Origin of the sequence: Nocardioides currus (assembly GCF_003057875.1) — a bacterium.
Classification (GTDB): domain Bacteria; phylum Actinomycetota; class Actinomycetes; order Propionibacteriales; family Nocardioidaceae; genus Nocardioides; species Nocardioides currus.
Window position 1 is genome coordinate 74,800 of sequence record NZ_PYXZ01000009.1, and the last position, 22,804, is coordinate 97,603.

Annotated in this window: 21 protein-coding genes; 6 read left to right on the plus strand and 15 right to left on the minus strand. The window is 71.9% G+C overall.

Features of this window, described 5'->3' with window-relative positions; genetic code table 11:
• Position 1: 1 nt before the first annotated feature.
• The 4 genes from C7S10_RS18055 to C7S10_RS18070 form a co-directional block, all read right to left on the minus strand.
• Positions 2 to 1,270 (minus strand): dihydroorotase, encoded by a 1,269-nt coding sequence (locus tag C7S10_RS18055; RefSeq protein WP_108345845.1) that lies wholly within the window; start codon positions 1,268 to 1,270, stop codon positions 2 to 4.
• Positions 1,270 to 2,196, minus strand: a complete 927-nt coding sequence (locus C7S10_RS18060) for an aspartate carbamoyltransferase catalytic subunit (protein ID WP_108345846.1) — start codon at positions 2,194 to 2,196, stop codon at positions 1,270 to 1,272. The genes C7S10_RS18055 and C7S10_RS18060 overlap by 1 nt, the downstream gene beginning before the upstream one ends.
• On the minus strand, positions 2,193 to 2,732 hold the full coding sequence (gene pyrR / locus C7S10_RS18065; protein ID WP_108345847.1) for a bifunctional pyr operon transcriptional regulator/uracil phosphoribosyltransferase PyrR: 540 nt from the start codon (positions 2,730 to 2,732) through the stop codon (positions 2,193 to 2,195). Before pyrR ends, C7S10_RS18060 begins: the two co-directional genes overlap by 4 nt.
• A gap of 297 nt (positions 2,733 to 3,029) precedes the next feature.
• Positions 3,030 to 4,310, minus strand: coding sequence for an acetyl-CoA C-acetyltransferase (locus C7S10_RS18070; protein ID WP_108345848.1), 1,281 nt, complete (start codon positions 4,308 to 4,310; stop codon positions 3,030 to 3,032).
• 134 nt (positions 4,311 to 4,444) lie between these two features.
• On the opposite strand from C7S10_RS18070, the gene C7S10_RS18075 reads away from it, so the two are divergent.
• On the plus strand, positions 4,445 to 5,776 hold the full coding sequence (locus tag C7S10_RS18075) for a 3-oxoacyl-ACP reductase (RefSeq protein WP_108345849.1): 1,332 nt from the start codon (positions 4,445 to 4,447) through the stop codon (positions 5,774 to 5,776).
• Entirely contained in the window at positions 5,776 to 6,654 is an 879-nt protein-coding gene (locus C7S10_RS18080; RefSeq protein ID WP_108345850.1) for a MaoC family dehydratase, read from the plus strand. Before C7S10_RS18075 ends, C7S10_RS18080 begins: the two co-directional genes overlap by 1 nt.
• 3 nt (positions 6,655 to 6,657) lie before the next feature.
• On the opposite strand, the gene C7S10_RS18085 is transcribed toward C7S10_RS18080, so the two are convergent.
• The 3 genes from C7S10_RS18085 to C7S10_RS18095 form a co-directional block, all read right to left on the minus strand.
• Positions 6,658 to 7,911 (minus strand): M23 family metallopeptidase, encoded by a 1,254-nt coding sequence (locus tag C7S10_RS18085; protein ID WP_165807213.1) that lies wholly within the window; start codon positions 7,909 to 7,911, stop codon positions 6,658 to 6,660.
• 250 nt (positions 7,912 to 8,161) lie between these two features.
• Complete coding sequence (locus tag C7S10_RS18090) at positions 8,162 to 9,031, minus strand: acyl-CoA thioesterase (RefSeq protein ID WP_108345852.1); 870 nt, start codon at positions 9,029 to 9,031, stop codon at positions 8,162 to 8,164.
• Positions 9,031 to 9,969, minus strand: coding sequence for a PAC2 family protein (locus C7S10_RS18095; protein WP_108345853.1), 939 nt, complete (start codon positions 9,967 to 9,969; stop codon positions 9,031 to 9,033). The genes C7S10_RS18090 and C7S10_RS18095 overlap by 1 nt, the downstream gene beginning before the upstream one ends.
• A 125-nt stretch (positions 9,970 to 10,094) precedes the next feature.
• On the opposite strand from C7S10_RS18095, the gene C7S10_RS18100 reads away from it, so the two are divergent.
• The 4 genes from C7S10_RS18100 to C7S10_RS18115 all read left to right on the plus strand — a co-directional run bounded on the left by C7S10_RS18100 (position 10,095) and on the right by C7S10_RS18115 (position 15,122).
• A complete protein-coding gene (locus C7S10_RS18100; protein ID WP_108345854.1) occupies positions 10,095 to 11,294 on the plus strand; it encodes a thiolase family protein in 1,200 nt (399 codons plus the stop codon).
• Complete coding sequence (locus C7S10_RS18105; RefSeq protein WP_207769455.1) at positions 11,291 to 13,366, plus strand: 3-hydroxyacyl-CoA dehydrogenase NAD-binding domain-containing protein; 2,076 nt, start codon at positions 11,291 to 11,293, stop codon at positions 13,364 to 13,366. Before C7S10_RS18100 ends, C7S10_RS18105 begins: the two co-directional genes overlap by 4 nt.
• A gap of 128 nt (positions 13,367 to 13,494) precedes the next feature.
• A complete protein-coding gene (locus C7S10_RS18110; RefSeq protein ID WP_108345855.1) occupies positions 13,495 to 14,040 on the plus strand; it encodes a SigE family RNA polymerase sigma factor in 546 nt (181 codons plus the stop codon).
• On the plus strand, positions 14,037 to 15,122 hold the full coding sequence (locus C7S10_RS18115) for a hypothetical protein (protein ID WP_108345856.1): 1,086 nt from the start codon (positions 14,037 to 14,039) through the stop codon (positions 15,120 to 15,122). The genes C7S10_RS18110 and C7S10_RS18115 overlap by 4 nt, the downstream gene beginning before the upstream one ends.
• A 16-nt stretch (positions 15,123 to 15,138) precedes the next feature.
• Here C7S10_RS18115 and C7S10_RS18120 read toward each other — a convergent pair whose 3' ends face one another.
• From C7S10_RS18120 to C7S10_RS18155, 8 genes are read right to left on the minus strand one after another with little or no spacing between them, the layout of a single operon-like run.
• Positions 15,139 to 16,626, minus strand: a complete 1,488-nt coding sequence (locus C7S10_RS18120) for an amino acid permease (protein ID WP_108345857.1) — start codon at positions 16,624 to 16,626, stop codon at positions 15,139 to 15,141.
• 37 nt (positions 16,627 to 16,663) lie between these two features.
• Entirely contained in the window at positions 16,664 to 17,929 is a 1,266-nt protein-coding gene (locus C7S10_RS18125) for a gluzincin family metallopeptidase (RefSeq protein ID WP_108345858.1), read from the minus strand.
• Complete coding sequence (dxs, locus tag C7S10_RS18130; protein WP_108345859.1) at positions 17,910 to 19,814, minus strand: 1-deoxy-D-xylulose-5-phosphate synthase; 1,905 nt, start codon at positions 19,812 to 19,814, stop codon at positions 17,910 to 17,912. Before dxs ends, C7S10_RS18125 begins: the two co-directional genes overlap by 20 nt.
• Before the next feature lie 10 nt (positions 19,815 to 19,824).
• Positions 19,825 to 20,745 (minus strand): SMP-30/gluconolactonase/LRE family protein, encoded by a 921-nt coding sequence (locus tag C7S10_RS18135; protein ID WP_108345860.1) that lies wholly within the window; start codon positions 20,743 to 20,745, stop codon positions 19,825 to 19,827.
• Entirely contained in the window at positions 20,742 to 21,191 is a 450-nt protein-coding gene (locus tag C7S10_RS18140; protein ID WP_108345861.1) for an NUDIX domain-containing protein, read from the minus strand. Before C7S10_RS18140 ends, C7S10_RS18135 begins: the two co-directional genes overlap by 4 nt.
• 25 nt (positions 21,192 to 21,216) lie before the next feature.
• Positions 21,217 to 21,588 (minus strand): hypothetical protein, encoded by a 372-nt coding sequence (locus C7S10_RS18145; RefSeq protein WP_108345862.1) that lies wholly within the window; start codon positions 21,586 to 21,588, stop codon positions 21,217 to 21,219.
• A gap of 33 nt (positions 21,589 to 21,621) precedes the next feature.
• Complete coding sequence (locus C7S10_RS18150; RefSeq protein WP_207769456.1) at positions 21,622 to 22,170, minus strand: hypothetical protein; 549 nt, start codon at positions 22,168 to 22,170, stop codon at positions 21,622 to 21,624.
• 19 nt (positions 22,171 to 22,189) lie between these two features.
• Positions 22,190 to 22,798 (minus strand): GNAT family N-acetyltransferase, encoded by a 609-nt coding sequence (locus tag C7S10_RS18155; protein WP_207769457.1) that lies wholly within the window; start codon positions 22,796 to 22,798, stop codon positions 22,190 to 22,192.
• Positions 22,799 to 22,804 lie beyond the last annotated feature (6 nt).

The following is a 22,804-nucleotide window of genomic DNA, read 5'->3' on the forward strand; positions in this document are numbered from 1 at the left end:
CTCAGGAGGTCAGCGCGCCGTCGCGGACCGTGACGCGTCCGGCGTGCACGGTGTGCACCACCCGGGACGTCAGCGATCGACCGTGCCACGGGTTGTTGCGCGAGAGCGACACCGAGTCGGCACGGTCGACCGTCACCGACGCCGACGGGTCGACGAGCACGACGTGGGCCGGCGTGCCGACCTCGAGCGACCCGTGGTCCGTCAGCCCGGCGATGCGGGCCGGCGTGCTCGACATGACGCGAGCGACGTCGGTCCACGCGAGGTCGGGCACCGCGGTCCGGACGACCGCCAGCGCCGTCTCCAGGCCGATCATCCCGAACGCGGCGTCGACGAAGGCGTGCTCCTTGTCGTGGCGCGCGTGCGGGGCGTGGTCGGTGGCCACGGCGTCGATCGTGCCGTCCGTCAGCGCGGCGCGCAGCGCCTCCACGTCCTCACCCGGGCGCAGCGGGGGGTTGACCTTGAAGGTGGGGTCGTAGCCCTCGAGCAGGTCGGTGGTGAGCAGCAGGTGGTGGGGCGTGACCTCGGCCGTGACGTCGATGCCCTGGCCCTTGGCCCACCGGACGACCTCGACAGAGCCGGCCGTGGAGACGTGGGCGATGTGCACCCGCGAGCCGGTGTGGCGGGCCAGCATCACGTCGCGGGCGACGATCACCTCCTCGGCGATGCCGGGCCAGCCGGGCAGCCCGAGGCGCCCGGACACCTCGCCCTCGTGGCAACAGGCGGTCGGGCCGGCCAGCGACGGGTCCTGGGCGTGCTGCGACACGACCCCGCCGAACGCCTTGACGTACTCCAGCGCCCGCCGCATGACCCGCGCGTCGTGGACGCACTTGCCGTCGTCGGAGAACACCCGGACCTTCGCCCGCGAGCGCGCCATCAGCCCGAGCTCGGCCAGCTCCTCGCCGGCCAGCCCCTTGGTCACTGCGCCGACCGGCTGGACGTCGACCAAGCCGGCCTCGCGGCCCAGGTCGAGCACCCGCAGCGCGGCCTCGGCCGTGTCGGTGGCCGGCGACGTGTTGGCCATCGCCAGCACGGCGGTGTAGCCGCCGACCGCTGCGGCCCGCGACCCCGTGAGGATCGTCTCGGCGTCCTCGCGCCCCGGCTCGCGCAGGTGCGTGTGGAGGTCGACCAGGCCCGGCAGCGCGACGAGGCCGTCGGCGTCGAGCACCTCCGCCCCGAGGGGCGGTTCGTCGACCAGCAGGCCGGCGTCGTCGACGTACAGGTCCTGCGTCTTCTCCCCCAGCACGCTGGCGCCGGTGATGACCAGGGACATCAGGACTCCTCTCCCGCAAGCAGGTGGTAGAGCACGGCCATGCGCACCGCGAGGCCGCTGGAGACCTGCTCCAGCACGACCGACTGGGCGGCGTCGGCCGCGTCTGCGGCGATCTCGAGGCCGCGGTTCATGGGACCGGGGTGGCAGATGGGGGCGTCGGGCCGCAGCAGCCGGAGGCGGTCGCGGGTCAGGCCGTAGCCGACGGTGTACTCCCGCGCGGACGGGAAGTAGCCGCCCGACATCCGCTCCTTCTGGACCCTCAGCATCATCACGGCGTCGGCGTCGGGCAGCACGTCATCGAGGTCGTACGACGTCGCGAACCCGGCCTCCTTCGACCACGGCCCGATCCCGCTGGGCATCAGCGTCGGCGGGGCCACGACGGTGACGCGGGCCCCGAGCTTCGTCAGGCACAGCACGTTGGACCGGAACACCCGGCTGTGCGTCAGGTCGCCGATGATCGCGACGTGCTTGCCGTCGAGCGAGCCCATCCGCCGCTGGAGTGTGTAGGCGTCGAGCAGCGCCTGCGTCGGGTGCTCGTGCATGCCGTCCCCGGCGTTGATGACGACCGCGTCGACCCACTCCGAGACCTGCTGGGCGGCGCCGGAGGCGGGGTGGCGGATCACGAGACCGTCGACGCCCATCGCGCAGACGGTGAGCACGGTGTCGCGCAGCGACTCGCCCTTCGACGCACTCGAGCCCTTGGCCGAGATGTTGATGACGTCGGCCGAGAGCCACTTGCCGGCGATCTCGAAGGACGAACGGGTGCGCGTCGAGTCCTCGAAGAACATGTTGATCACGGTGCGTCCGCGCAGGGCGGGCAGCTTCTTGACCTCGCGCCGCTGCACGTCGTGCATGTCTGCGGCGGTCGCGAAGATCTCCTGCACCTGGTCGGCAGAGACGTCGTCGATGGAGAGCAGGTGCTTCACGAGATGGTCACCTCGTCGAGGTCGTCGCACTCGGCGAGGCGGACGCTGACGCGCTCGGCGCGAGCGCTGGGGAGGTTCTTGCCGACGTGGTCGGCGCGGATCGGCAGCTCGCGGTGGCCGCGGTCGACCAGCACGGCGAGGCGTACGGCGCTGGGCCGGCCCAGGTCCGCCAGCGCGTCGAGCGCCGCGCGGATCGTACGACCGGAGAACAGCACGTCGTCGACCAGCACCACGATCTTGTCGTCGATGCCGCCGGGCGGGATCACGGTCTTGTGGGCCCGCCTGGTCGGCTGCTTGCGCAGGTCGTCGCGATACATGGTGACGTCGAGCTCACCGACGTCGACGCCCGAGCCCTCGACGGCGCGGATGCGCTCGGCGATGCGGTGCGCCAGGGGCACGCCGCGGGTGTGGAGGCCGAGCAGGACGAGGTCGTCGGCGCCCTTGTTGCGCTCGAGGATCTCGTGCGCGATGCGGGTCAGCGCCCGGGCGATGTCACCGGGGTCGAGCACGATGCGAGGGTCGGCCGCGTCAGTCATGGGCCCTGACCTCCTTCTCCGCCTCACAGGACGGATCGTTAAAGGATGTCGAACGGCGCGACCCTACCAACGGGCCGACTTCATGGGCGAGTCGTCGACTTCCCGGGGCATGCAAACCCCGGGAAGTCTGGGTTTCCCCGGCTAGCCGGGGAAACCTGAGACGGCCCACCGACCCGGGCCGACTTCATGGGCGAGTCGTCGACTTCCCGGGGCATGCAAACCCCGGGAAGTCTGGGTTTCCCCGGCTAGCCGGGGAAACCGGGGACGGCCCACCGACCCGGGTCGGCGCTCCGGAAGTCAGCGCTCCAGGATCGCGACGACGCCCTGGCCGCCGGCGGCGCAGATGGAGATCAGGGCGCGGCCCTCGCCCTTCTGCGCCAGCAGCTTCGCGGCGACCGGCACGATCCGGCCGCCGGTCGCGGCGAACGGGTGGGCGGCGGCCAGCGAGGAGCCGTTGACGTTCAGCTTCGTGCGGTCGATCTCCCCGAGCGGCTCGTCGCGGCCGAGGCGCTCCTTGCAGAACACCGGGTCGGCCCACGCCTTGAGCGTGGAGAGCACGACGGAGGCGAACGCCTCGTGGATCTCGTAGTAGTCGAAGTCCTGCAGCGCCAGGCCCTCGCGCTCGAGCATCTCGGACACGGCGTAGGCCGGCGCCATCAGCAGGCCCTCGTTGCCGGTGACGTAGTCGACGGCGGCGTACTGGTAGGCGGTGATGTAGGCCAGCACCGGCAGGTCGTGCTCCTTCGCCCACTCCTCCGAGGAGAGCAGCACGGTCGAGGCGCCGTCGCTGAGCGGGGTCGAGTTGCCCGCCGTCATCGTCGCGGCCTCGCCCTTGCCGAACACCGGCCTGAGCTTCGCGAGCTTCTCGACCGTCGAGTCGGGGCGCATGTTGGCGTCGCGCTCAACACCGCGGAACGGCGTCACCAGGTCGTCGTGGAAGCCATCGTCCCAGGACCGGCCGAGGTTCTGGTGGGAGGCGGCGGCCAGCTCGTCCTGGGCCTCGCGGGTGATGCCCCACTCGAGGGTGGTCAGCGCCTGGTGCTCGCCCATCGACAGGCCTGTGCGCGGCTCGTTGTTGCTCGGCGGCAGCAGGCCGATGTCGCCGGGGCGGATCCCGGCGAGGGCCTTGAGCTTCCCGACGGTGTCCTTCTGCTGGTTGACCTTGATCAGCTTCTTGCGCAGGCGCTCGCTGATGGCGATCGGGGCGTCGGAGGTGGTGTCGGTGCCGCCGGCGATCCCGACCTCGATCTGGCCGAGCGCGATCAGGTTGGCCACGTGGGTGACGGCGGCGAGGCCGGTGCCGCACGCGATCTGCATGTCGGTGGCCGGCGTCAGCGGGCTGAGCCTGGAGCCGAGCACGGTCTCGCGCGTGAGGTTGAAGTCGCGGCTGTGCTTGACGACCGCGCCGGCCGCGACCATCCCGACCTTCTCGCCCTCGAGGTGGAACCGCTCGACCAGCCCGTCGAGCGCGGCGGTGAGCATCTCCTGGTTGGACGCGTCGGAGAAGACGGTGTTGGACCGGGCGAACGGGATGCGGTTGCCACCGAGCACGGCGACGCGGCGAGTCGAGGAATTCATGCTCCTATCCTTGCCGTTCGACCCCGCGCAGGGAATGCGATGAGCGCCACGTCACGAAATGTGGACACTGAGTTACACCACTTGTTACAACACTCCCGGACCACCCACCCCACTCCACCGGAGGACCCGCACCCATGAGCGACCGTTACCAGGGCTTCGTCTCGACCCCCCTCGGCAGGCTGCTGGTCAAGAACCTCGGTCTGCCCAGCCCGACCCGCCTGGAGAGGTACGCCGCCGGCGCACCGCTCGTCACCGGCACCGTCGCGCTGGGCGGCGAGGGCCGCCTGAGCGGGTCGCTGCCGACCGTCCTCGACGACCTCGACATCGCCTGGAGCCTCCCGACGTCGGGCGAGAAGTACAAGGGCCTGGTCTTCGACGCCACCGGGATCACCGACTCCGCAGGTCTCGTCGCGCTCCAAAAGTTCTTCACCCCGCTGCTGCGCAGCCTCGACACCTGCCCCCGCGTCGTCGTCCTCGGCACCACCCCCGAGTCGCTCACGGGCTCCGAGCGCGTCGCCCAGCGCGCGCTCGAGGGGTTCACCCGCTCGCTCGGCAAGGAGATCGGCCGGGGCGGCACCGTGCAGCTCGTCTACGTGGACGAAGGTGCGGACGACGCGATCGCCTCCACGCTCGCGTTCCTGCTCTCCCCCAAGTCGGCGTACGTCTCGGGCCAGGTCGTGCGCATCGGCGCCCACCAGGAGAAGCAGGCCGGGCCGGTCGCCGACTGGTCGCGCCCGCTCGACGGCAAGGTTGCGCTGGTGACCGGCGCGAGCCGCGGCATCGGCGAGCAGATCGCCCGGGTCCTGCACCGTGACGGAGCCACCGTCGTCGGCGTCGACGTCCCGCAGGCGGCCAGCGAGCTCCAGGCGCTGATGCGCGAGCTCGACGGCGACCACCTGCTGCTCGACATCACCGCGAAGGACGCGCCGCAGCGCATCGCCCACCACCTCACCACCGGGCACGGCGGCGTCGACGTCGTGGTGCACAACGCCGGCATCACCCGCGACAAGAAGCTCGCCAACATGGCCGAGGACCGCTGGGCCGGCGTGATCGGCGTCAACCTCACCGCCCCCGAGCGCATCACCCGCCAGCTGCTCGACGACGGCGTGCTCAACGACAACGGCCGCATCGTCGGGGTCGCGTCGATCGCGGGCATCGCCGGCAACGTCGGCCAGACCAACTACGCCGCCTCCAAGGCCGGTGTCATCGGTCTCGTCGACTCGCTGGCCGACGACCTCGGGCGCGGGATCACGATCAACGCCGTCGCCCCGGGCTTCATCATCACCGCGATGACCGCGGCCGTGCCGTTCGCGACCCGCGAGGTCGGCCAGCGCCTCAACGCGATGAGCCAGGGCGGCCTGCCGGTCGACGTGGCCGAGGCCATCGCCTGGTTCGCCTCCCCCGGTTCGACGGCCGTCAACGGCAACGTCGTGCGGGTGTGCGGCCAGATGATGCTGGGCGCCTGATGGAGACCAGACAGCTCCACGGGACACCCGGTGGGCTGCGGACGCTCGCCCGGGCCGCGTTGCCGGTCCTACCGGTCGTCAACCAGCTGCCGGGCGTGAGGAAGGCGCCGGCCGGTTCGTTCTCGGGGTTGTCCTTCGCGCGCGCCGGCGCGGAGGTGCAGCGCGCCGACGTCGAGGCGTACGCCGCCGTGTGCGCCTTCCCCCGCAAGGACACCGTCCCCCTGCCCTACCCGCACCTGCTGGCGTTCCCGCTGCACATGGCGATCATGGCCGACCCGGCGTTCCCCTATGCCGCCATCGGGATGGTCCACCTCGAGAACACCATCACCGCCCACCGCGCGATCGGGGTCGGCGAGGTCCTCGACCTGACGACCGCCGTGGGCGCACCCCGCCCGCACGCGAGGGGCGCGCTGCTCGACTTCGTGACCAGCGTGACGAGCGGCGACGACGTCGTGTGGGAGTCCGTCTCGACGTACCTGCGCCGCGGCGTGCGGACCGACGGCGAGCCGGACGCGCCGCTGGTCGTGGGTGACCCGCTCTCCGGCGGGGTGCAGTGGCGACTGCCGGGCGACCTCGGACGCCGCTACGCGGCCGTGTCGGGCGACCACAACCCGATCCACCTCTACCCGCTCACGGCCAGGGCGCTCGGCTTCCCGCGCCAGATCGCGCACGGGATGTGGACCCTGGCGCGCTCCGTGGCGGCAATCGAGAACCGGCTGCCCGACGCCGTGAGCGTCGAGGTGGCGTTCAGGAAGCCGGTGTTCCTGCCGGGAACGGTGGCCTTCGCCGAGCGGGCCGACGACGGGACGCACACCTTCTCGCTGAGCAACCCGAGCGACGGCTCGCCGCACCTGGTGGGACGGGCGACGCCCGCCTGAGGATCAGCCGCGCGGGTTGCCGAAGCGGACGGTGGTGACGGTGGTCCGCGCGGCGATGTTGTCGGGCAGCGACGAGGCGATGCGCGAGGTCATCGGGAAGACGGCGCGGCCCTGGGTGAACGTCGCGGTGGCGGGCGTCCAGGCCCCGACGTCGGTGATGCCGTCGCCGTCCCAGTCACCCGCGACGGCCAGGTCGCCGGGAACGCCGAGCACCAGCTGCGAGGTCCACGCCTGGCCGCCGGCGTCGACCACGCGCAGCGTGAAGGTCGAGGTGGCGGGGTCGTACAACCCGAGGTCGGTCACCCCGTTGCCGTCCCAGTCGCCCGTAACGGGCTGGTCGTCGGCGTCGCCGAGGACGACGGCGGTCGAGGAGCCGTCGGCCAGCCGCTGGTAGAACGTGCCGACCGAGGAGCGGTAGACGCCGATCTCGTCGGTGCCGTTGCCGTCCCAGTCCCCGGCGATCGCGCGGTCGGTGGGGACGCCGAAGCCGACCTTGACCACCTTCGTGGCCGTCTTGAGGCGGAACTTCGCCTTCTTCGCGCGCCAGACGCCGACGTTGACGGTGCCGTCGCCGTCCCAGTCGCCCAGCACCGGCTCGTCGGTCGCGTTGCCGAAGACCATCACCCGCGCGCCCGCCGGCTCGTTGACGACGAACGACGACTTCTTGCCGCGGCGGAAGACCGCCACCTCCGAGATCGCGTCGCCGGTGAAGTCGGCCGCGACCGGGACGTCCACGCAGTTGAACGACGTCAGGTCGCCGAAGAAGTAGGGCACGCCGTTGAAGGACGTGGCGACGTCGGTGCCGCCGAGGCGCTCCTCGAAGTGCAGGTGGGCGCCGTGCGAGTTGCCGGTGTTGCCGACGGTCCCGATGGCCGTGCCCTGGTCGACGCGCTGCCCGGCCGTGACCGTGACGGCGTCCATGTGGCCGTAGACGGTGCTCTCGCCGTTGCCGTGGTCGATGACGACGTGGTGGCCGTAGCTGCGGGTGCTGGTCGAGTCGGCCGTGGTGACCATGCCCGCGGCCGCCGCGACGACGGTGTCGCCCTCGTCGCCGGGCCGGTTCCAGTCGATCGCCTTCATCGACGGGGTGTGGCTGCCGCGCGTCGACCCCGTCCACTTCTGCCCGCAGGGGAAGGGCATCTCGTACGGCGTCAGCGGGACGGCGTACGCCACCGAACCCGTGACCAGGGTGAGCGACAGGCCGGCGAGTGCGGCGGCCGAGACGAGTGACAGGCGACGTCGGGCAGGGGTCTTCACGGCGCGGTACATCTCTCTGCTGGTCGGGCCTCCACGAACCAGAGGCAGGGATGTGGGACCGCGCCGGGGAAGAGTCACAGACGCCACACGAGTGATCACACGTAACCACGTGGGAGGCGCGCCTGTTCGCGAAATGCCGAGATTCGACCCGATCTGCTGCTAGGTCTCCGGTAACGCCACCATCCGCGCACTCCCGCCACCACCGGTCATGCCGGGAGTGCGTGTTTCGTGGCGTTACCGGAGCGGCCGGTCAGGAGTCGCGGGGCTCGCGGATCCGGATCAGGCCCTCCTGGGCCACCGTGGCGACGAGGGTGCCGTCGGCGGAGAAGACCCGCGCGGTCGCGAGCCCGCGTCCGCCGACCGCGCGCGGCGAGACCTGGTCGTAGAGCCACCAGTCGTCGGCGCGGAACGGCCGGTGGAACCACACCGTGTGGTCCAGCGAGGCCATCTGCATGCCGGGCGTGCCGAAGTGGACGCCATGCGGCACCAGCGCAGCCCCGAGCAGGGTCAGGTCGCTGGCGTAGGTGAACGCCGCCTGGTGGGTGAGCGGGTCGTCGCCGAGGTCGCCGTCGATCCGCAGCCACAGCCGCGCGCGAGCCGGATGGTCGGGGTCCTCGGGCAGCCCGATCTTGGACGTGCCGAGGTAGCGGGCGTCGAGGGCGGCCCACTCGCGCACCCACTCCTCGCCCGCCTTCTCGCCCTGCGAGCGCGCGAGGTCGGCCATCGAGAGGCCGTGCTCGGGGCCGGCCACGTCGGGCATGCGGTCCTGGTGCTCGAAGCCGTCCTCGGGCTTCTGGAAGCTGGCCGTGAGGTAGTAGATCGGCCGCCCGTGCTGGCGCGCCATCACCCGCCTGGTCGCGAACGTGCGGCCGTCACGGATCCGCTCGACGTCGTAGATGATCGGCACCGCCGGGTCGCCCGGGCGCAGGAAGTAGGAGTGCAGCGAGTGCATGACGAAGTCCTCGTCGAGGCTGCGGTTGGCCGCGACCACGGCCTGCGCCGCCACCTGCCCGCCGAAGACGCGCTGGCGCGACGTGTCGGCCTGCCGGCCGCGGAAGAGGTCGACGTCGAGCGGCTCCAGCACCAGGAGCGAGGCGAGCTCCTCGGCCGAGGCCGCCATCAGCCGCGGCCCTCGTCGTCGTCGAGCCCGGCCAGGAACTGCTCGAACTGGCGCCCGATCTCCTCACCGGTCGGCATCGGCTCGTCGGCGGCCAGCAGGGACGACCCCTCGGCCTCGGCCTTGCGGAAGGCGTCGTACTGCTGCTCGAGGCCGTGCACGACCTCCCCGACCTCGGCGTGGGTCTCGAGGTAGGACGCGATCTCCGTCTCGGTGGTCTCGGCCGCGTTGCGGACCTCCGTGAGGTCGATCGTCAGCCGGCCGCCGATCTCCAGTTGCTCCAGCAGCACGACGGCGGCCTGCGGGTACTCCATCTGCGCGAGGTAGTGCGGGATGTGTGCGACGTACCCCATCGCGTCGTGGCCCCACTCCCCCAGGCGGATCTCGAGCAGCGCGTGCGCGCTCGCCGGCACCCGGAGCTCGCCGCTCCACGGGCTCGGGCCGCTGACCAGCTCGGGCCGGTTGGCGTGCGGCGTGATGGCGATCGGACGGGTGTGCGGGACGGCCATGGGGACGGCACCGAGGCTCACCACGCGGCGTACGTCGAAGCGCTCGACGACCTCGCGCACGGCGCGCGCGAAGGCCTCCCAGCGGATGTCGGGCTCGGGACCGCGCAGCAGCAGGAACGGGGTGCCACCGGTGTCGCGCAGCGCCCGCACGACCAGCCGGGGCGCCTCGTAGTCGGCGTAGTGGTCGCGCACGAACGAGACGGGCGGACGCCGGGCGCGGTAGTCGTGGAGCGAGTCGACGTCGAAGGTGGCCACGACCGTGCCGTCGGTCAGGCCCTCGAGGTGCTGGGCGGCGAGGTCGGCGGACTGGCCGGCGTCGAGGAAGCCGGAGAGCGCCATCACGAGCGTGAGGTCGGAGGCCCGGCCGTCGACGGGATCCAGGGCGGAGCCGGCGTCATCGACGATGTGCACCAGGCGTGAGGGTTCGGGCATGGCCCCAGCCTAGTGAGCGGGGCGGCGTGACCGGGCACACAGCCGGGGTTGTGTGCGGTTCGTTGTTACTCAGGGGTAACGTAACGACCGTCCCTCGTCCTCCAGATCCGTCCCCAGGAGATCACGTGTCCCGTCAGCTGCGAGAGGTCGTCTTCGTAGACGGCGTGCGCACCCCGTTCGGCAAGGCCAAGGGCCAGTACGCCGAGACGCGCGCCGACGACCTCGTCATCAAGTGCATCAGCGAGCTCATGCGGCGCCACCCGTCGCTCCCGCCCGAGAAGGTCGACGAGGTCGCCATCGCCGCGACGACCCAGATCGGCGACCAGGGCCTCACGATCGGCCGCACCGCCGCGCTGCTCGCGGGCCTGCCGCAGAGCGTGCCCGGCTTCGCCATCGACCGCATGTGCGCCGGCGCCATGACGGCGGTGACCACGACGGCGGCCGGCATCGCGTTCGGCGCCTACGACGTCGTGATCGCGGGCGGTGTCGAGCACATGGGCCGCCACCCGATGGGCGAGGGCGTCGACCCCAACCCGCGGATCGTCTCGGAGAAGATCGTCGACCCCGAGGCGCTGTCCATGGGCAACACGGCCGAGAACCTGCACGACCGCTACCCCACGATCACCAAGGAGCGCGCCGACGCCTACGCCGTGCGCTCGCAGGCCAAGACCGTGGCTGCCTACGAGGCCGGCAAGATCCAGCCCGACCTGGTCCCTGTCGCCACCCGCAGTGCCGAGGACGGCTGGGGCCTGGCCACCACCGACGAGCCCGTCCGACCCGGCACCAGCATGGAGTCGCTGGCGGGCCTCAAGACGCCGTTCCGCCCCCACGGTCGGGTGACCGCGGGCAACGCCGCCGGCATCAACGACGGCGCCACCGCCGCCCTGCTCGCCGACGAGGAGACCGCACGCGAGCTCGGCCTGCCCGTCCGGATGCGCCTGGTCTCCTACGCGTTCTCGGGCGTGGAGCCCGAGGTGATGGGCGCCGGTCCGATCCCGGCGACCGAGAAGGCGCTGGCCAAGGCCGGTCTGACCATCGACGACATCGACGCCTTCGAGATCAACGAGGCGTTCGCCGTGCAGGTCCTCTCCCTGCTCGAGCACTACGGGATCGCCGACGACGACGAGCGCGTCAACCCGTACGGCGGCGCGATCGCCATGGGCCACCCGCTGGCCTCGTCCGGCGTGCGCCTGATGACGCAGCTGGCCAACTCGTTCGCCGAGCGTCCCGACGCGCGCTACGGCATCACCACCATGTGCGTCGGCATCGGCATGGGCGGCACCGTGATCTGGGAGAACCCGAACTGGAACGGAGAGACCAAGTGAGCGACCTGTTCGCGCGAGCCCAGGAGCTCGCCACGGACGCCGAGCGCGTCACCGCAGCCAAGCTGAGGAACGTCACCGTGCCGGGTGGGCAGACCATCGGCCTGATCACCCTCGACAACGGCGAGGACCACACCAAGCCCAACACGTTCGGCTTCGGCTCGCTGCTGGCGCTCAACACCGCCATCGACGCCGCGCTCGCCGACGAGACGGTCGACGCCATCGCCGTGACCGGCAAGCCGTTCATCCTGGCCGCCGGCGCCGACCTCACCTCGATCCAGAGCGGCGGCGCCGACGCCGTGCGCACGATCGCCGAGCTCGGGCACGCCGTGTTCCGCAAGCTCGGTGACGGCGGCAAGCCGTCGTTCGGCTTCATCAACGGCCTCGCCCTCGGCGGCGGCCTCGAGGTCGCGCTGCACTGCACCTACCGCACCGTCATGGACTCCGCGCCGGCCCTCGGACTGCCCGAGGTCATGCTCGGCCTGGTCCCCGGGTGGGGCGGCACCTACCTCGTGCCCAACCTGCTCGGCGCCGACAAGGCGGTCACGCTGGCGATCGAGAACCCGCTCAACCAGGGCAAGACCCTCGGCGGCCGGGCGGCCTTCGACTTCGGTCTGGCCGACGCCGTCTTCGGCGGCGTGGACTTCCTCGAGCAGTCGCTGCTGTGGGCCGGCCGGGTCCTGTCCGGCGACGTGGTCGTCGAGCGGCCCGAGATCGACCGGGGCGCGGGCTGGGACGCCGCGATCGAGCGCGCCGAGGGCATCGTCGCCGCCAAGACCGGCGGCGCCTCCCCGGCCGCGAAGCAGGCAGTCGCGCTGATCGCCGGGGCGCGTGACGCCGACCGCGACGCCGGCTTCGCGGCCGAGGACGACGCCCTCGAGGCGATGTCGCGCACCCCCGAGCTGCTCGCCAGCCTCTACTCCTTCGACCTGGTGCAGAAGCGCGCCAAGCGTCCGGCCGGTGCCCCCGACCGCTCGCTCGCGCGGCCCGTCACCAAGGTCGGCATCGTCGGGGCCGGCCTGATGGCCAGCCAGCTCGCGCTGCTGTTCGTGCGCCGCCTGAAGGTGCCCGTGGTCCTCACCGACCTCGACCAGGAGCGCGCGGACAAGGGCGTGGCCTACGTCCACGCCGAGCTCGACAAGCTGCTCGCCAAGGGCCGCTCCAACCAGGACAAGACCAACCGCCTCAAGGCGCTGGTCACCGGCTCGATGGACCAGGCGGAGGCCTTCGCGGGCGCCGACTTCGTGATCGAGGCCGTGTTCGAGGAGATGTCGGTCAAGAAGTCGGTCTTCGCCGCCGTCGAGAACGTCGTCTCCCCCGAGTGCGTGCTGGCGACCAACACCTCGTCGCTCTCGATCACCGAGATGGCCGCCGACCTCGAGCACCCCGAGCGGGTCGTGGGCTTCCACTTCTTCAACCCGGTCGCGGTGATGCCGCTGCTCGAGATCGTCCGGGGCGAGCAGACCGACGACGCCACCCTGGCCACCGCCTTCGGCACCGGCAAGGGCCTGGGCAAGACCACGATCCTGGTCAAGGACAGCCCGTCGTTCATCGTCAACCGGCTGCTCGGCCGCTTCATGGGCGAGGTCGCCCGGATCGCCGACGAGGGCACGCCGGTCCCCGTCGTCGACTCGGCCTTCGCCGGCGTCGCGCCGATGCCGCCGTACATGCTGCTCTCGCTCGTCGGCCCGGCGATCGCGCTGCACAACAACGAGACGCTGCACGGCGCGTTTCCCGAGCGGTTCTACGTCTCGCAGAGCCTGAAGCGGGTCGTCGAGGCGAAGAAGTCCTCGTTCTACGGTCCCGACGGTGCCCTCGACCCCGAGGTCGCGGCGCTGCTCGTGCAGCCGGAGCACCCGGTCGTGAAGAGCCCCGAGGAGGTGCGCGAGCAGACCCTGTCCGCGCTCGCCGACGAGGCGCAGCGGATGCTCGACGAGGGTGTCGTCGCCGCCCCCGAGGACCTCGACCTGGCGATGATCACCGGGGCGGGCTTCTCGTTCTGGAACGGCGGCCTGACCATGCTGCTCGACATCGCGGGCATCTCGGAGAAGGTCAACGGCAAGCGGTTCCACTGATCCACGCGTGACCCACGAGGGCGTCCGACCGGGCCGGTCGGGCGCCCTCGTGGCGTTCACCGAACCTTTCGTGGGCGTGGGATCGTCATGACGGGTGAATCCCACACGACGAGCACCAGGAGCACCCCATGCCACGACGCGATCCGGCGGCCTTCGCCGAGTTCGTCGCTGCGCGCTCGCCCGCCCTGCACCGGGCGGCTTACCTCATGGTCGGCGAGCGACAGCTCGCGCAGGACCTCCTCCAGGAGTCCCTGACCAAGACGTACGTCGCCTGGCCACGGCTGCGCGACCACGGCAAGGCCGAGGCCTACACCCGCAAGGTCATCACCACCACGGCGATCACGTGGTACCGCCGCAGGTCGTGGAACGCCGAGCGCCCGACCGAGAGCCTGCCCGACACCGTCGCCGGCGGCCACGACGACGCCGTCACCCAGCGGGAGTGGCTGTGGACGGCCCTGCAGGAGCTCCCGCCGCGCCAGCGCGCGGCCATCGTGCTGCGCTTCTACGAGGACCTCACCGAGGCCCAGACCGCCGAGGCGATGGACTGCGCCGTCGGCACCGTCAAGAGCCAGGTCTCCGCCGGACTGGCCAAGCTGCGCGACCGGCTCGGCGACCGCTTCGGCGAGCACGCCGACGACCTCCTCCCCCCAACCCTGATGGTGGTGACCCCATGACCGAGCTCCTCAAGGACACGATGGACCAGGCCGCCGACTCCCTCCTCGCCCCCGACCTCGACGTGCAGGCGATGGTGCGCGAGGGCGACCGGCGGGTGGGCCGCCGCCGCACCGCCGTCGTCGGCGCCGGGGTCGCGGCCGCGGTCGTCGCGGCGATCGCCGTACCCTCCCTGCTGCCGCAGGACCAGCAGCGGGCGACGGAGCCGGTGGGCTTCGCGGCGGTGTTCGAGGCCCACCAGCCGTCCTGGGCGACGGGCTCGGAGGTGCACGTCGGCGGCCGCAGCTTCGACGCAGGGCATCAGGTCTTCGCCTACGTCCAGACCACGGAGGGCGTGGTGTTCTCCGACCCGTCCGGTCAGGTCTGGGCCAGCAACGGCACGCAGACGGTCGGCGTCGGACGCACCGACGCCGAGCACCCCCGCCTCGAGGCGGACGGCTCGCGGGTCGCCTGGACGACGTACGGCGATGGGAGGCCGACCGAGTTCACCGTCTACGACCAAGCGACCGGAGAGGTCGACGGCCTCGCCGCGCAGACCGGCGACGCCGAGGTCCTCGCCCTCGACGGCACGGACGTCTACGCGCGGGACGGCCGCGAGATCGTGCGGTGGAGCCTCGCGACAGGGACAAGGACCTCGCTGGGGCGGCCGACCGGGATCGAGATCGAGGACGTCAAGGCGGGTGTGATCGCCCACCAGCTGCCGCACGCCGACGACGGGGCGACCTCGCCCTACTTCGGTCGGGAGCTCGGCGAGACCCTGGCGCCGGACTTCTACCAGACCCTGGCCCTCTCCCCCGACGGCACGACGGCCCTGGGTGAGTCGGAGGCAGACGTCCCCGCGCTGGCGGACACGGCCACGGGCGCGGTCACCCCGATCACCGTCCCCGGCTACGGCTTCTTCGTGGGCTTCGGCTGGGTGGACGACGACACCTACGTCGGTCTCGGGGTCAACGAGCCCTACCAGACCACGCCGCTGGACCTCCTCGAGTGCGAGGTCGGCGGGACGTGCACCGTCACCGCCGAGGCGATCGGGTCGGCCGCGTCGGGCGTGGTCCTCCCCTTCGGCCAGTCGATGGACGACTAGGGGAGGCCGGGGCGGGTCAGCCGCGCGACGAGTAGTCGCGGGCCGGCTCGCCCTGCCCCTGCCCGACCCGGCTGTGCCGGTAGCCGTAGCCGAAGTAGATCGCGAAACCGAGCGCCATCCACACCAGGAACCGCAGCCACGTCTCGGCGGTCAGGTTGAGCATCAGGAAGACGCAGATGGCAGCCGAGAGCCACGGCAGGAACGGCGAGAACGGCACCCGGAACGAGCGCTCGAGGTCGGGCCGGCGCCTGCGCAGGATGGGTACGGCGATCGACACCAGCGCGAACGCCGACAACGTGCCGATGTTGACCATCTCCTCGAGCTTGCCGATCGGCGTCAGCGACGCGACCAGCGCGACCACCACGCCGATGGCGACCGTGATCCGCACCGGCGTGCCCGTGCTGGGGTTGACCTTCGCGAGCGCCAGCGGCATCAGGCCGTCGCGGCTCATCGCGAAGAACACGCGCACGGCGCCGATCAGCAGGGTCATCACCACGGTCGTCAGCCCGGCCACCGCGCCCGCCGAGATCAGCGTGGCGTAGCCGTCCTTGCCCTGCGCCACGAAGGCGTTGGCCAGGGCCGCGTCCGGGTTGATCTCGTCGTACCTCACCATCCCGGTGATGACGAGCGCGACCGCGACGTAGAGGATCGTGCAGACCACCAGCGAGCCGATGATGCCGCGCGGCAGGTCGCGCTGCGGGTTCTGCGCCTCCTCCGCCGTGGTGGCCACGACGTCGAAGCCGATGTAGGCGAAGAACACCAGCGAGGCGGCGAACAGGACGCCCGCGGTGCCGTAGACGCCGGGCGCCCCGAACACCGACTGGATCAGCGGCGTGTGCAGCCAGCCGCCGGCCGTCTCCCCGGGCGCGCTCTCCGGCACGAACGGCTTGTAGTTGTCGGTGTCGATGAACTGGATGCCGGCGATGATCACGAACAGCACGACGAAGAGCTTGAGGGCGACCAGCGCCAGGTTGACCCGGAGGGACTCCTTGATGCCGAACGCCACCAGCGCCGTCAGCACGGCGACAAGCAGGAACGCGGCGAGGTTGAACGTGTCGCCGTAGCCGAGGTGGTCGGGCCAGCCGACGCCGATCTGGCCGAGGAAGGTCTCGAAGTACGACGCCCACCCCTGGGCCACCACGGAGGCGCCGAGCATCAGCTCGAGGATCAGGTCCCAGCCGATGATCCAGGCGACGAGCTCGCCGAGCGTGGCGTAGGAGAACGTGTAGGCGGAGCCGGAGACCGGCACCGTGGAGGCGAACTCGGCGTAGCACAGTGCGGCGAGCGCGCAGCAGATCGCGGCGATGATGAAGGAGAACACCACGGCCGGCCCGGCGTAGGCCTGCGCGACTCGGCCGGTCAAGGTGAAGATGCCCGCCCCGATGATGACGCCGATGCCGAAGACGGTGAGGTCGAGCGCGGTCAGGCTTTTCTTGAGCTTGAAGTCCGGGTCCTCGGTGTCGGCCATCGAGTTCTCGATCGACTTCGTGCGCAGGATGTCCATGGTCGCAACCTAGACCCGGCGTGAGGTTACGTGCGAGTCACTCGTACGTCGCCACGATCCGTCGCGCCGCCTCGCGCGCGAGCTGCGCCGAGCCCATCTGGAGGGTCTGCTGCAGCTGGTCGTCCTGGCGCTCCGGGCTGGTCTGCGCGAGGTCGTCGAGGAGCTGCCACAGCCGCTCCTCGCCGTACATCTCGACGATCGTCTCGCACGCCCACCAGGAGATGCCGTAGTGGGCGGCCTGGTCGGCGTCGTTGTAGTCGACGTCGGCGGGCAGCTCGTCGAGGCCGGCGTCGGCGGCGTCGATCGCGGACTGGCTGATGAGCCGCTCGTCGGCGGGCAGCGGCTGCACGGAGACCCACTCGGCGATCCCTTCGCCCAGCCAGGTCGGGACCTCGTCGTCGCGGCTGCCGAGGGCGACGTGCGTGAGCTCGTGGCGGATCAACCGCGCGAGCTGGTCGGCCTCGCTCGCGAGCATCCGCGGGTGCAGCAGGAAGCGGGTGCCCGCGAGGGGGGCGTCGCGGTCGAGCCGCGAGGGGACGGGGAACGAGACGGCGTCGAGCGCGTCGGGGTCCTCGGCGGGGAGGTCGTCGAGCCCCTCGAGGAGGTCGGTGTCGGACAGGGCGTAGGCGACGACGTGCGCGTCCCAGTCGTACGGCACGACGTCGGCGACCTCGTCGATCCCGTCCTCGACCGCGCGCATGACCTGGTCGGCCTGCAGCGCGCTCTGCCGGTCGAAGATGCCGAGCACGCCACCGCGCTGCACGACCGTGATCGCCTGGTCGTCCCACGGCTGGACCTCGACGCCGGTGCGCTGCTCCCAGGAGCGGTCGCGGTCACCGGCGACGAGCACGGTGCCGGAGGCCGGGTCGTGGGTGAAGTGGAAGAGGGCCGGCCGCACCACCGGCACCGCGTCGAAGCCGCCGAGCTGGAGGTGGACCTGCACGACGACGTCGAAGCCGCCGGCCGCGCGCACCAGCGAGTCGGCCTCGACGCGGTAGGCCAGCCGCCGGACCGGCAGCTGCGCCATGTTGGCGAAGTAGACCTGCTCACGCTCGACGAAGCGCGGCGCCGACGGGTCGACGGTCGCCATGAAGGCCTGCTCGTCGGCCTGCACCAGGGCGTGCCCGCGCTGGCGCAGCAGCTTCTTCATGAGCGGCAGCACCTCGGCGGCCACGCCATCGGGCGTCTCGTCGGCGGGCGGGTCGCCGGAGCAGCCGGCCAGGAGCGGGCCGACCATCAGCACGGCGGCCAGGAGCAGGACGGCACGCGAGCGCGCCTGCGGCTCAGGCCGGGTGGTCGGCATCGTGCAGGGCCCGGCCGTCGGCGACGGCCGTCACGTCCTCCACGATCCCCCGCGCGATGGTCTGCGCGTCCAGCCCGATGCGGCTCAGGATCACGTCGCGCTTCGCGTGGTCGAGGAACTCCTGCGGGATCCCGTGCAGGCGGAAGGGTGTCGCCACACCGGCGTCGTTGAGGGTCTGCAGCAGGACGGCGCCGCACCCGCCGACGCGTCCGTTGTCCTCGATGCTGACGACGAGGCTGTGCCTGCGTGCGAGGTCGACGATCGCGGGGTCGACCGGCTTGACCCAGCGCGGGTCGACCACGGTGACGCCGATCCCCTGCGCGGCGAGGCGCTCGGCCACGTCGACCGCGACCGTGCACATGGAGCCGACGGCGACCACGAGCACGTCCTGGTCGCCGCTGCGCACCAGCACGTCGGCGTGGCCGGCCTTGTCGATGGCGTCGACGTCGGCGGGCGGCGGCCCCTTGGGGAAGCGCACCACGGTGGGGGCGTCGTCGACCAGGACCGCCTCGTCGAGCAGCTCGCCGAGGCGGGTCACGTCGCGCGGCGCGGCCAGCCGCAGCCCTGGCACGACCTGGAGGATCGACATGTCCCACATGCCGTTGTGGCTGGCGCCGTCGTCGCCGGTCACGCCCGAGCGGTCGAGGACGAACGTGACACCGCACTTGTGCAGCGCGACGTCCATGAGCACCTGGTCGAAGGCGCGGTTGAGGAAGGTGGCGTAGACGGCGAACACCGGGTGCAGGCCACCCATCGCCATGCCCGCCGCCGACGTCGCGGCGTGCTGCTCGGCGATCCCCACGTCGAAGGTGCGCTCGGGGAAGCGCGTGGCGAAGGTGTCGAGCCCGACCGGGTGCATCATCGCGGCGGTGATGGCGACGACGTCCTCGCGCCGCTCGCCGATCTGGACGATCTTGTCGGAGAAGTGGTCGGTCCAGATCCGGCCCTTGGGCTTCTCGGCGCCGGTCTGGACGTCGAAGGGCCCGGGCGCGTGGAACTGGTCGGCCTCGTGCCGCTCGGCAGGGTCGTAGCCCATGCCCTTGCGGGTGATCGCGTGCACGATGACCGGCCCGCCGAAGCGCTTGGCCTGCGTCAGCGCCTGCTCCATCGCGTCGCGGTCGTGGCCGTCGACCGGCCCGACGTACTTCAGCCCGAGGTCCTCGAAGAGTCCCTGCGGGGCGAGCGCGTCCTTCATGCCCTTCTTCACGGCGTGCAGGGCGTCGTACGCCGCGTGCCCGACGCCGGGAACGGCGTTGAGCCGCCGCTTGACCTGGTCGAGCACCTGCTCGTAGCGCGGGTTGGTGCGCAGCGAGGTGAGCGCCGTGGCGAGTCCGCCGATGGTCGGGGTGTAGGAGCGCTCGTTGTCGTTGACGACGATGACGAGCCGACTGTCGCGGGCGATGGCGATGTTGTTCAGCGCCTCCCAGGCCATCCCGCCGGTGAGGGCACCGTCGCCGATCACCGCGACGACGTGCCGGTCCTCGCCCTTGACGCGGTAGGCCTTGGCCAGCCCGTCGGCGTACGACAACGAGGTGGACGCGTGGGAGTTCTCGACGATGTCGTGGTCGGACTCGGCCTGGCTGGGGTAGCCGCTCAGGCCGCCCTCCTGCCGCAGGGTGCCGAAGATGTCGTGGCGGCCGGTGACGAGCTTGTGGACGTAGGCCTGGTGGCCGGTGTCGAAGACGACGCGGTCGCGCGGTGAGTCGAAGACGCGGTGGATGGCCAGCGTCAGCTCGACGACGCCGAGGTTGGGTCCGAGGTGGCCGCTGGTGCGCGCGACCGTCGAGATCATGAGGTCGCGGATCTCGGCGGCCAGCGCGTCCATCTCGGCGTCCGAGAGGTTGCGCAGGTCCTGCGGAGAGGTGATCGACTCGAGATGACCCATGTCGGCGAGTCTATTTCATGCCTCTGTCGAGCACGGCGACGGCAGGCTCGTGCAGGCTGCCCATCCAGACGCGGCCGTCGTGCTCCCGGACCCCGGTGACCATGTGGTAGCCGCCGTCGGGCACGTCGAGGTCGTGGACGAGCGTGCCGTCGTCGGCGAACGCCTGCACCCGGATGGTCCGCTTCGGCTTGGGCTGGAGGGCCTCGGGGATCCTGGTGACGAGCTTGCGCACCGGCAGCGGCGCGGTCTGGAGCCGCTCGACGAGCGGGTCCGTCGGCGAGGCGATGGTGACCCAGATCAGGCCGTCGCTGCCGCGCGAAATGTTGTCGGGATAGCCCGGCAGGTCCTGCACCAGGAAGTCGCGCTCCCCGGCGCGCGGCCCGCCGATCCACCAGCGGACGACGGTGCGCGCACCGGTCTCGGCGACGGCCACGAACTGCTCGTCGCTGCTCAGGGCCACGCCGTTGGCGAACGCCAGGTCGTCCAGGACGACGGTGACGGTGCCGTCGACGTCGCGCCGTACGAGCCGTCCCGTCCGGGTGTCCTGGACGAAGTCGTCCTTCCACTGCGCGACGCCGTAGTGCAGGGAGGAGTCGCTGAACCAGATGGTGCCGTCGGCAGCGATGGCCGCGTTGTTGCAGAAGCGCATCCGGCGGCCGTCGACGTCGGTCAGGAGGGTCTCGACCGAGCCGTCGGCGACGTGCACGACGAGCAGCCCGGCCTCGGCGTCGCAGACGAGGAGGTCGCCGTCGTCGAAGAGCTCGAGGCCCAGCGGACGGCCGCCGGTGCGGGCGACCCGCTCGATGCGGGCGCCGTCGGGGCTGATCCGGTGGATGGTGCCGTCCTCGGTGCCGGTGTAGACGCTGCCGTCGGGAGCGACGACGACGTCCTCGGCGCCGGGACCTGGGACGGGGTGGACGGTGAGGGTCATGCCGTCATGCTGGCGTAGATGTCGCTGCTCAGGAAGGCCGGCACGATGTCGACCGCGGCGTGCGTGAGGTCCAGGCCGCGGGCCGTGGCCGGTTCGACGAAGACGATCTGGCGTCCCTCGTGGCACTCGATGTCGTCGTCGGTGAGGTCGGTGGCCGCGACGAAGACCTGCATGCGGTCCCAGGTGCCGTAGGCCTCCCGGTGGTCGACCAGGAACTCGGCGAAGAGCTCGAGCCCGCCCGGGTCCACCCGCACGTCCGTCTCCTCCTCGAGCTCCCGGTGGGCGGCCGTCTCGAACGACTCCCCGTCCTCCACGTGCCCGCCGGTGAGCCCCCACTTCTCGGGGTCGATGCGCGGGTGCTCGTCCCGCTCCTGGAGCAGGATCCAGCCCCGGCGGTCGACGAGGATGATCCCGGCGAAGCGTCGTCGGCCGTCCTGGGTCGTCACCCGGGCGACCCTAGCGACGCCGTGGTCACAGACGGGCGACGTAGCGCCGACCGCGCAGCGCGTCCTCGACCAGCCCGACGGACCGCCGCGTCGCCAGCAGTCGCGCCTCGTCGAGCCGGAAGGTCTGCACCGCCGCCTCGACGACCTCGAGCGAGGCGACGTCCTTGAGGTCGGCGCGGATCTGGCTCAGCCCGCGGCGGCAGGCCATCTGCTGCGCCTCGACGTGCAGCACCGCGAATCGCGCCAGCACGACCACGTGGCGCCGCAGCCCGGCGTAGCGGCGGTACTCCGCCGGGCACAGGTCGAGCAGCCAGCTCGCGGCCGTCGCCTCCCAGTCGGGTGCGTCCGGCGGGCGCACCTCGCGCGGCCAACCGGGCGGCGGGGCGTACGTGGGCACGCGAGCAGTGTATCGAACATGTGTTCGATCGGGTCACTGTCCCCCGACATCGCTCAACCGCTCGCGCAGGCCGGCCGCGAGCCCCGCGATCGTCAGCGCGTCGAACAGGCCCCCGCCGACCTCGGCGATCCGCCGGCGGCGTACGGGCCCCAGGCGGAGCCGCAGGTGCACCCGTGTCCCGGGCGTCCCGCCACCGCTCGTCGGGGCCAGCTGCAGGCACCAGCTGACGTCCGTGCGGCCGCGCCGCGAGGTGTAGAGCAGGACGCTCGGCTCGTCGATCGCCGCGAGTGTGAACGTCGCGTCGGCCCCGCCCCAGTCCGGGATCACGTCGCCGACGTGGTGGTCGAGGAACGACGGCTCGATCCGCCGCAGGGCGCGTCGCCGCGGAGGCACCAGTCGCTCGACCGCGCGAGGGAGGTACCACCCCGCGCGGCGCTTGCCGAGCTGCACCAGCCACGGCCACACCGTCGTGGGAGGCGCGGGCAGGTTGAAGGCCCGGTCCATCACCACGTCCGCACGCACGAGGTCGTCGCCGGGGCGGGGCGCGAGCCGCTCCTCCTGCGTCGCCGCACACAGGTCCACGATGTCTGTCTACACCGCGTCACGTCGCGGGCGGGTGCTCCCGGGCGAAGAGGTCCTCGAGGAAGGCCAGGTCGGGGTCGCGCAGACCCGCCGAGTCGTGGCGCCACCACACGTCGGGGTAGACGACGCGGCCCGCCATCCAGTCCTCGTGCGACGCGTGGACCACGACCTGGAAGGCGGCCTCCGGCGTACGGCGCGACGGCGCCTCGAAGCCCAGGCTGCTGGCGCGGGAGAAGCCGCGTGCGCCGTAGAACGCCGGACTGCCCTCGAGGAACAACGCCGGTCGGCCGGCCCCTCGAGCCGCCTCGATCGCCGCCGCGACCAGCGCCGTCCCGATGCCGCGGCCCTGATGGTCCGGTGCCGTGCTGAGCGGGCTGAGCATGGCGACGTCGACCAGCTCGCGGCGGGCGTCGAGCCAGCAGTGGCTGACACCGACGTGCCCGACGACCTCGTCGCCGTCGACGGCCACGACCTCGGCGAGGACGAGCCCCGACGCGCGGACCTCGCGCCACAGGTCGCCCACCTGGTCGCCGTGCTCCGGCGCGTCCGCGCCGAAGGCGGCGCGGATCACCGTGTCGACGGCGTCCTCGTCACCGGGGCGGGCGGGGCGCAGGTCCGGTGTGCTCACGCGGCC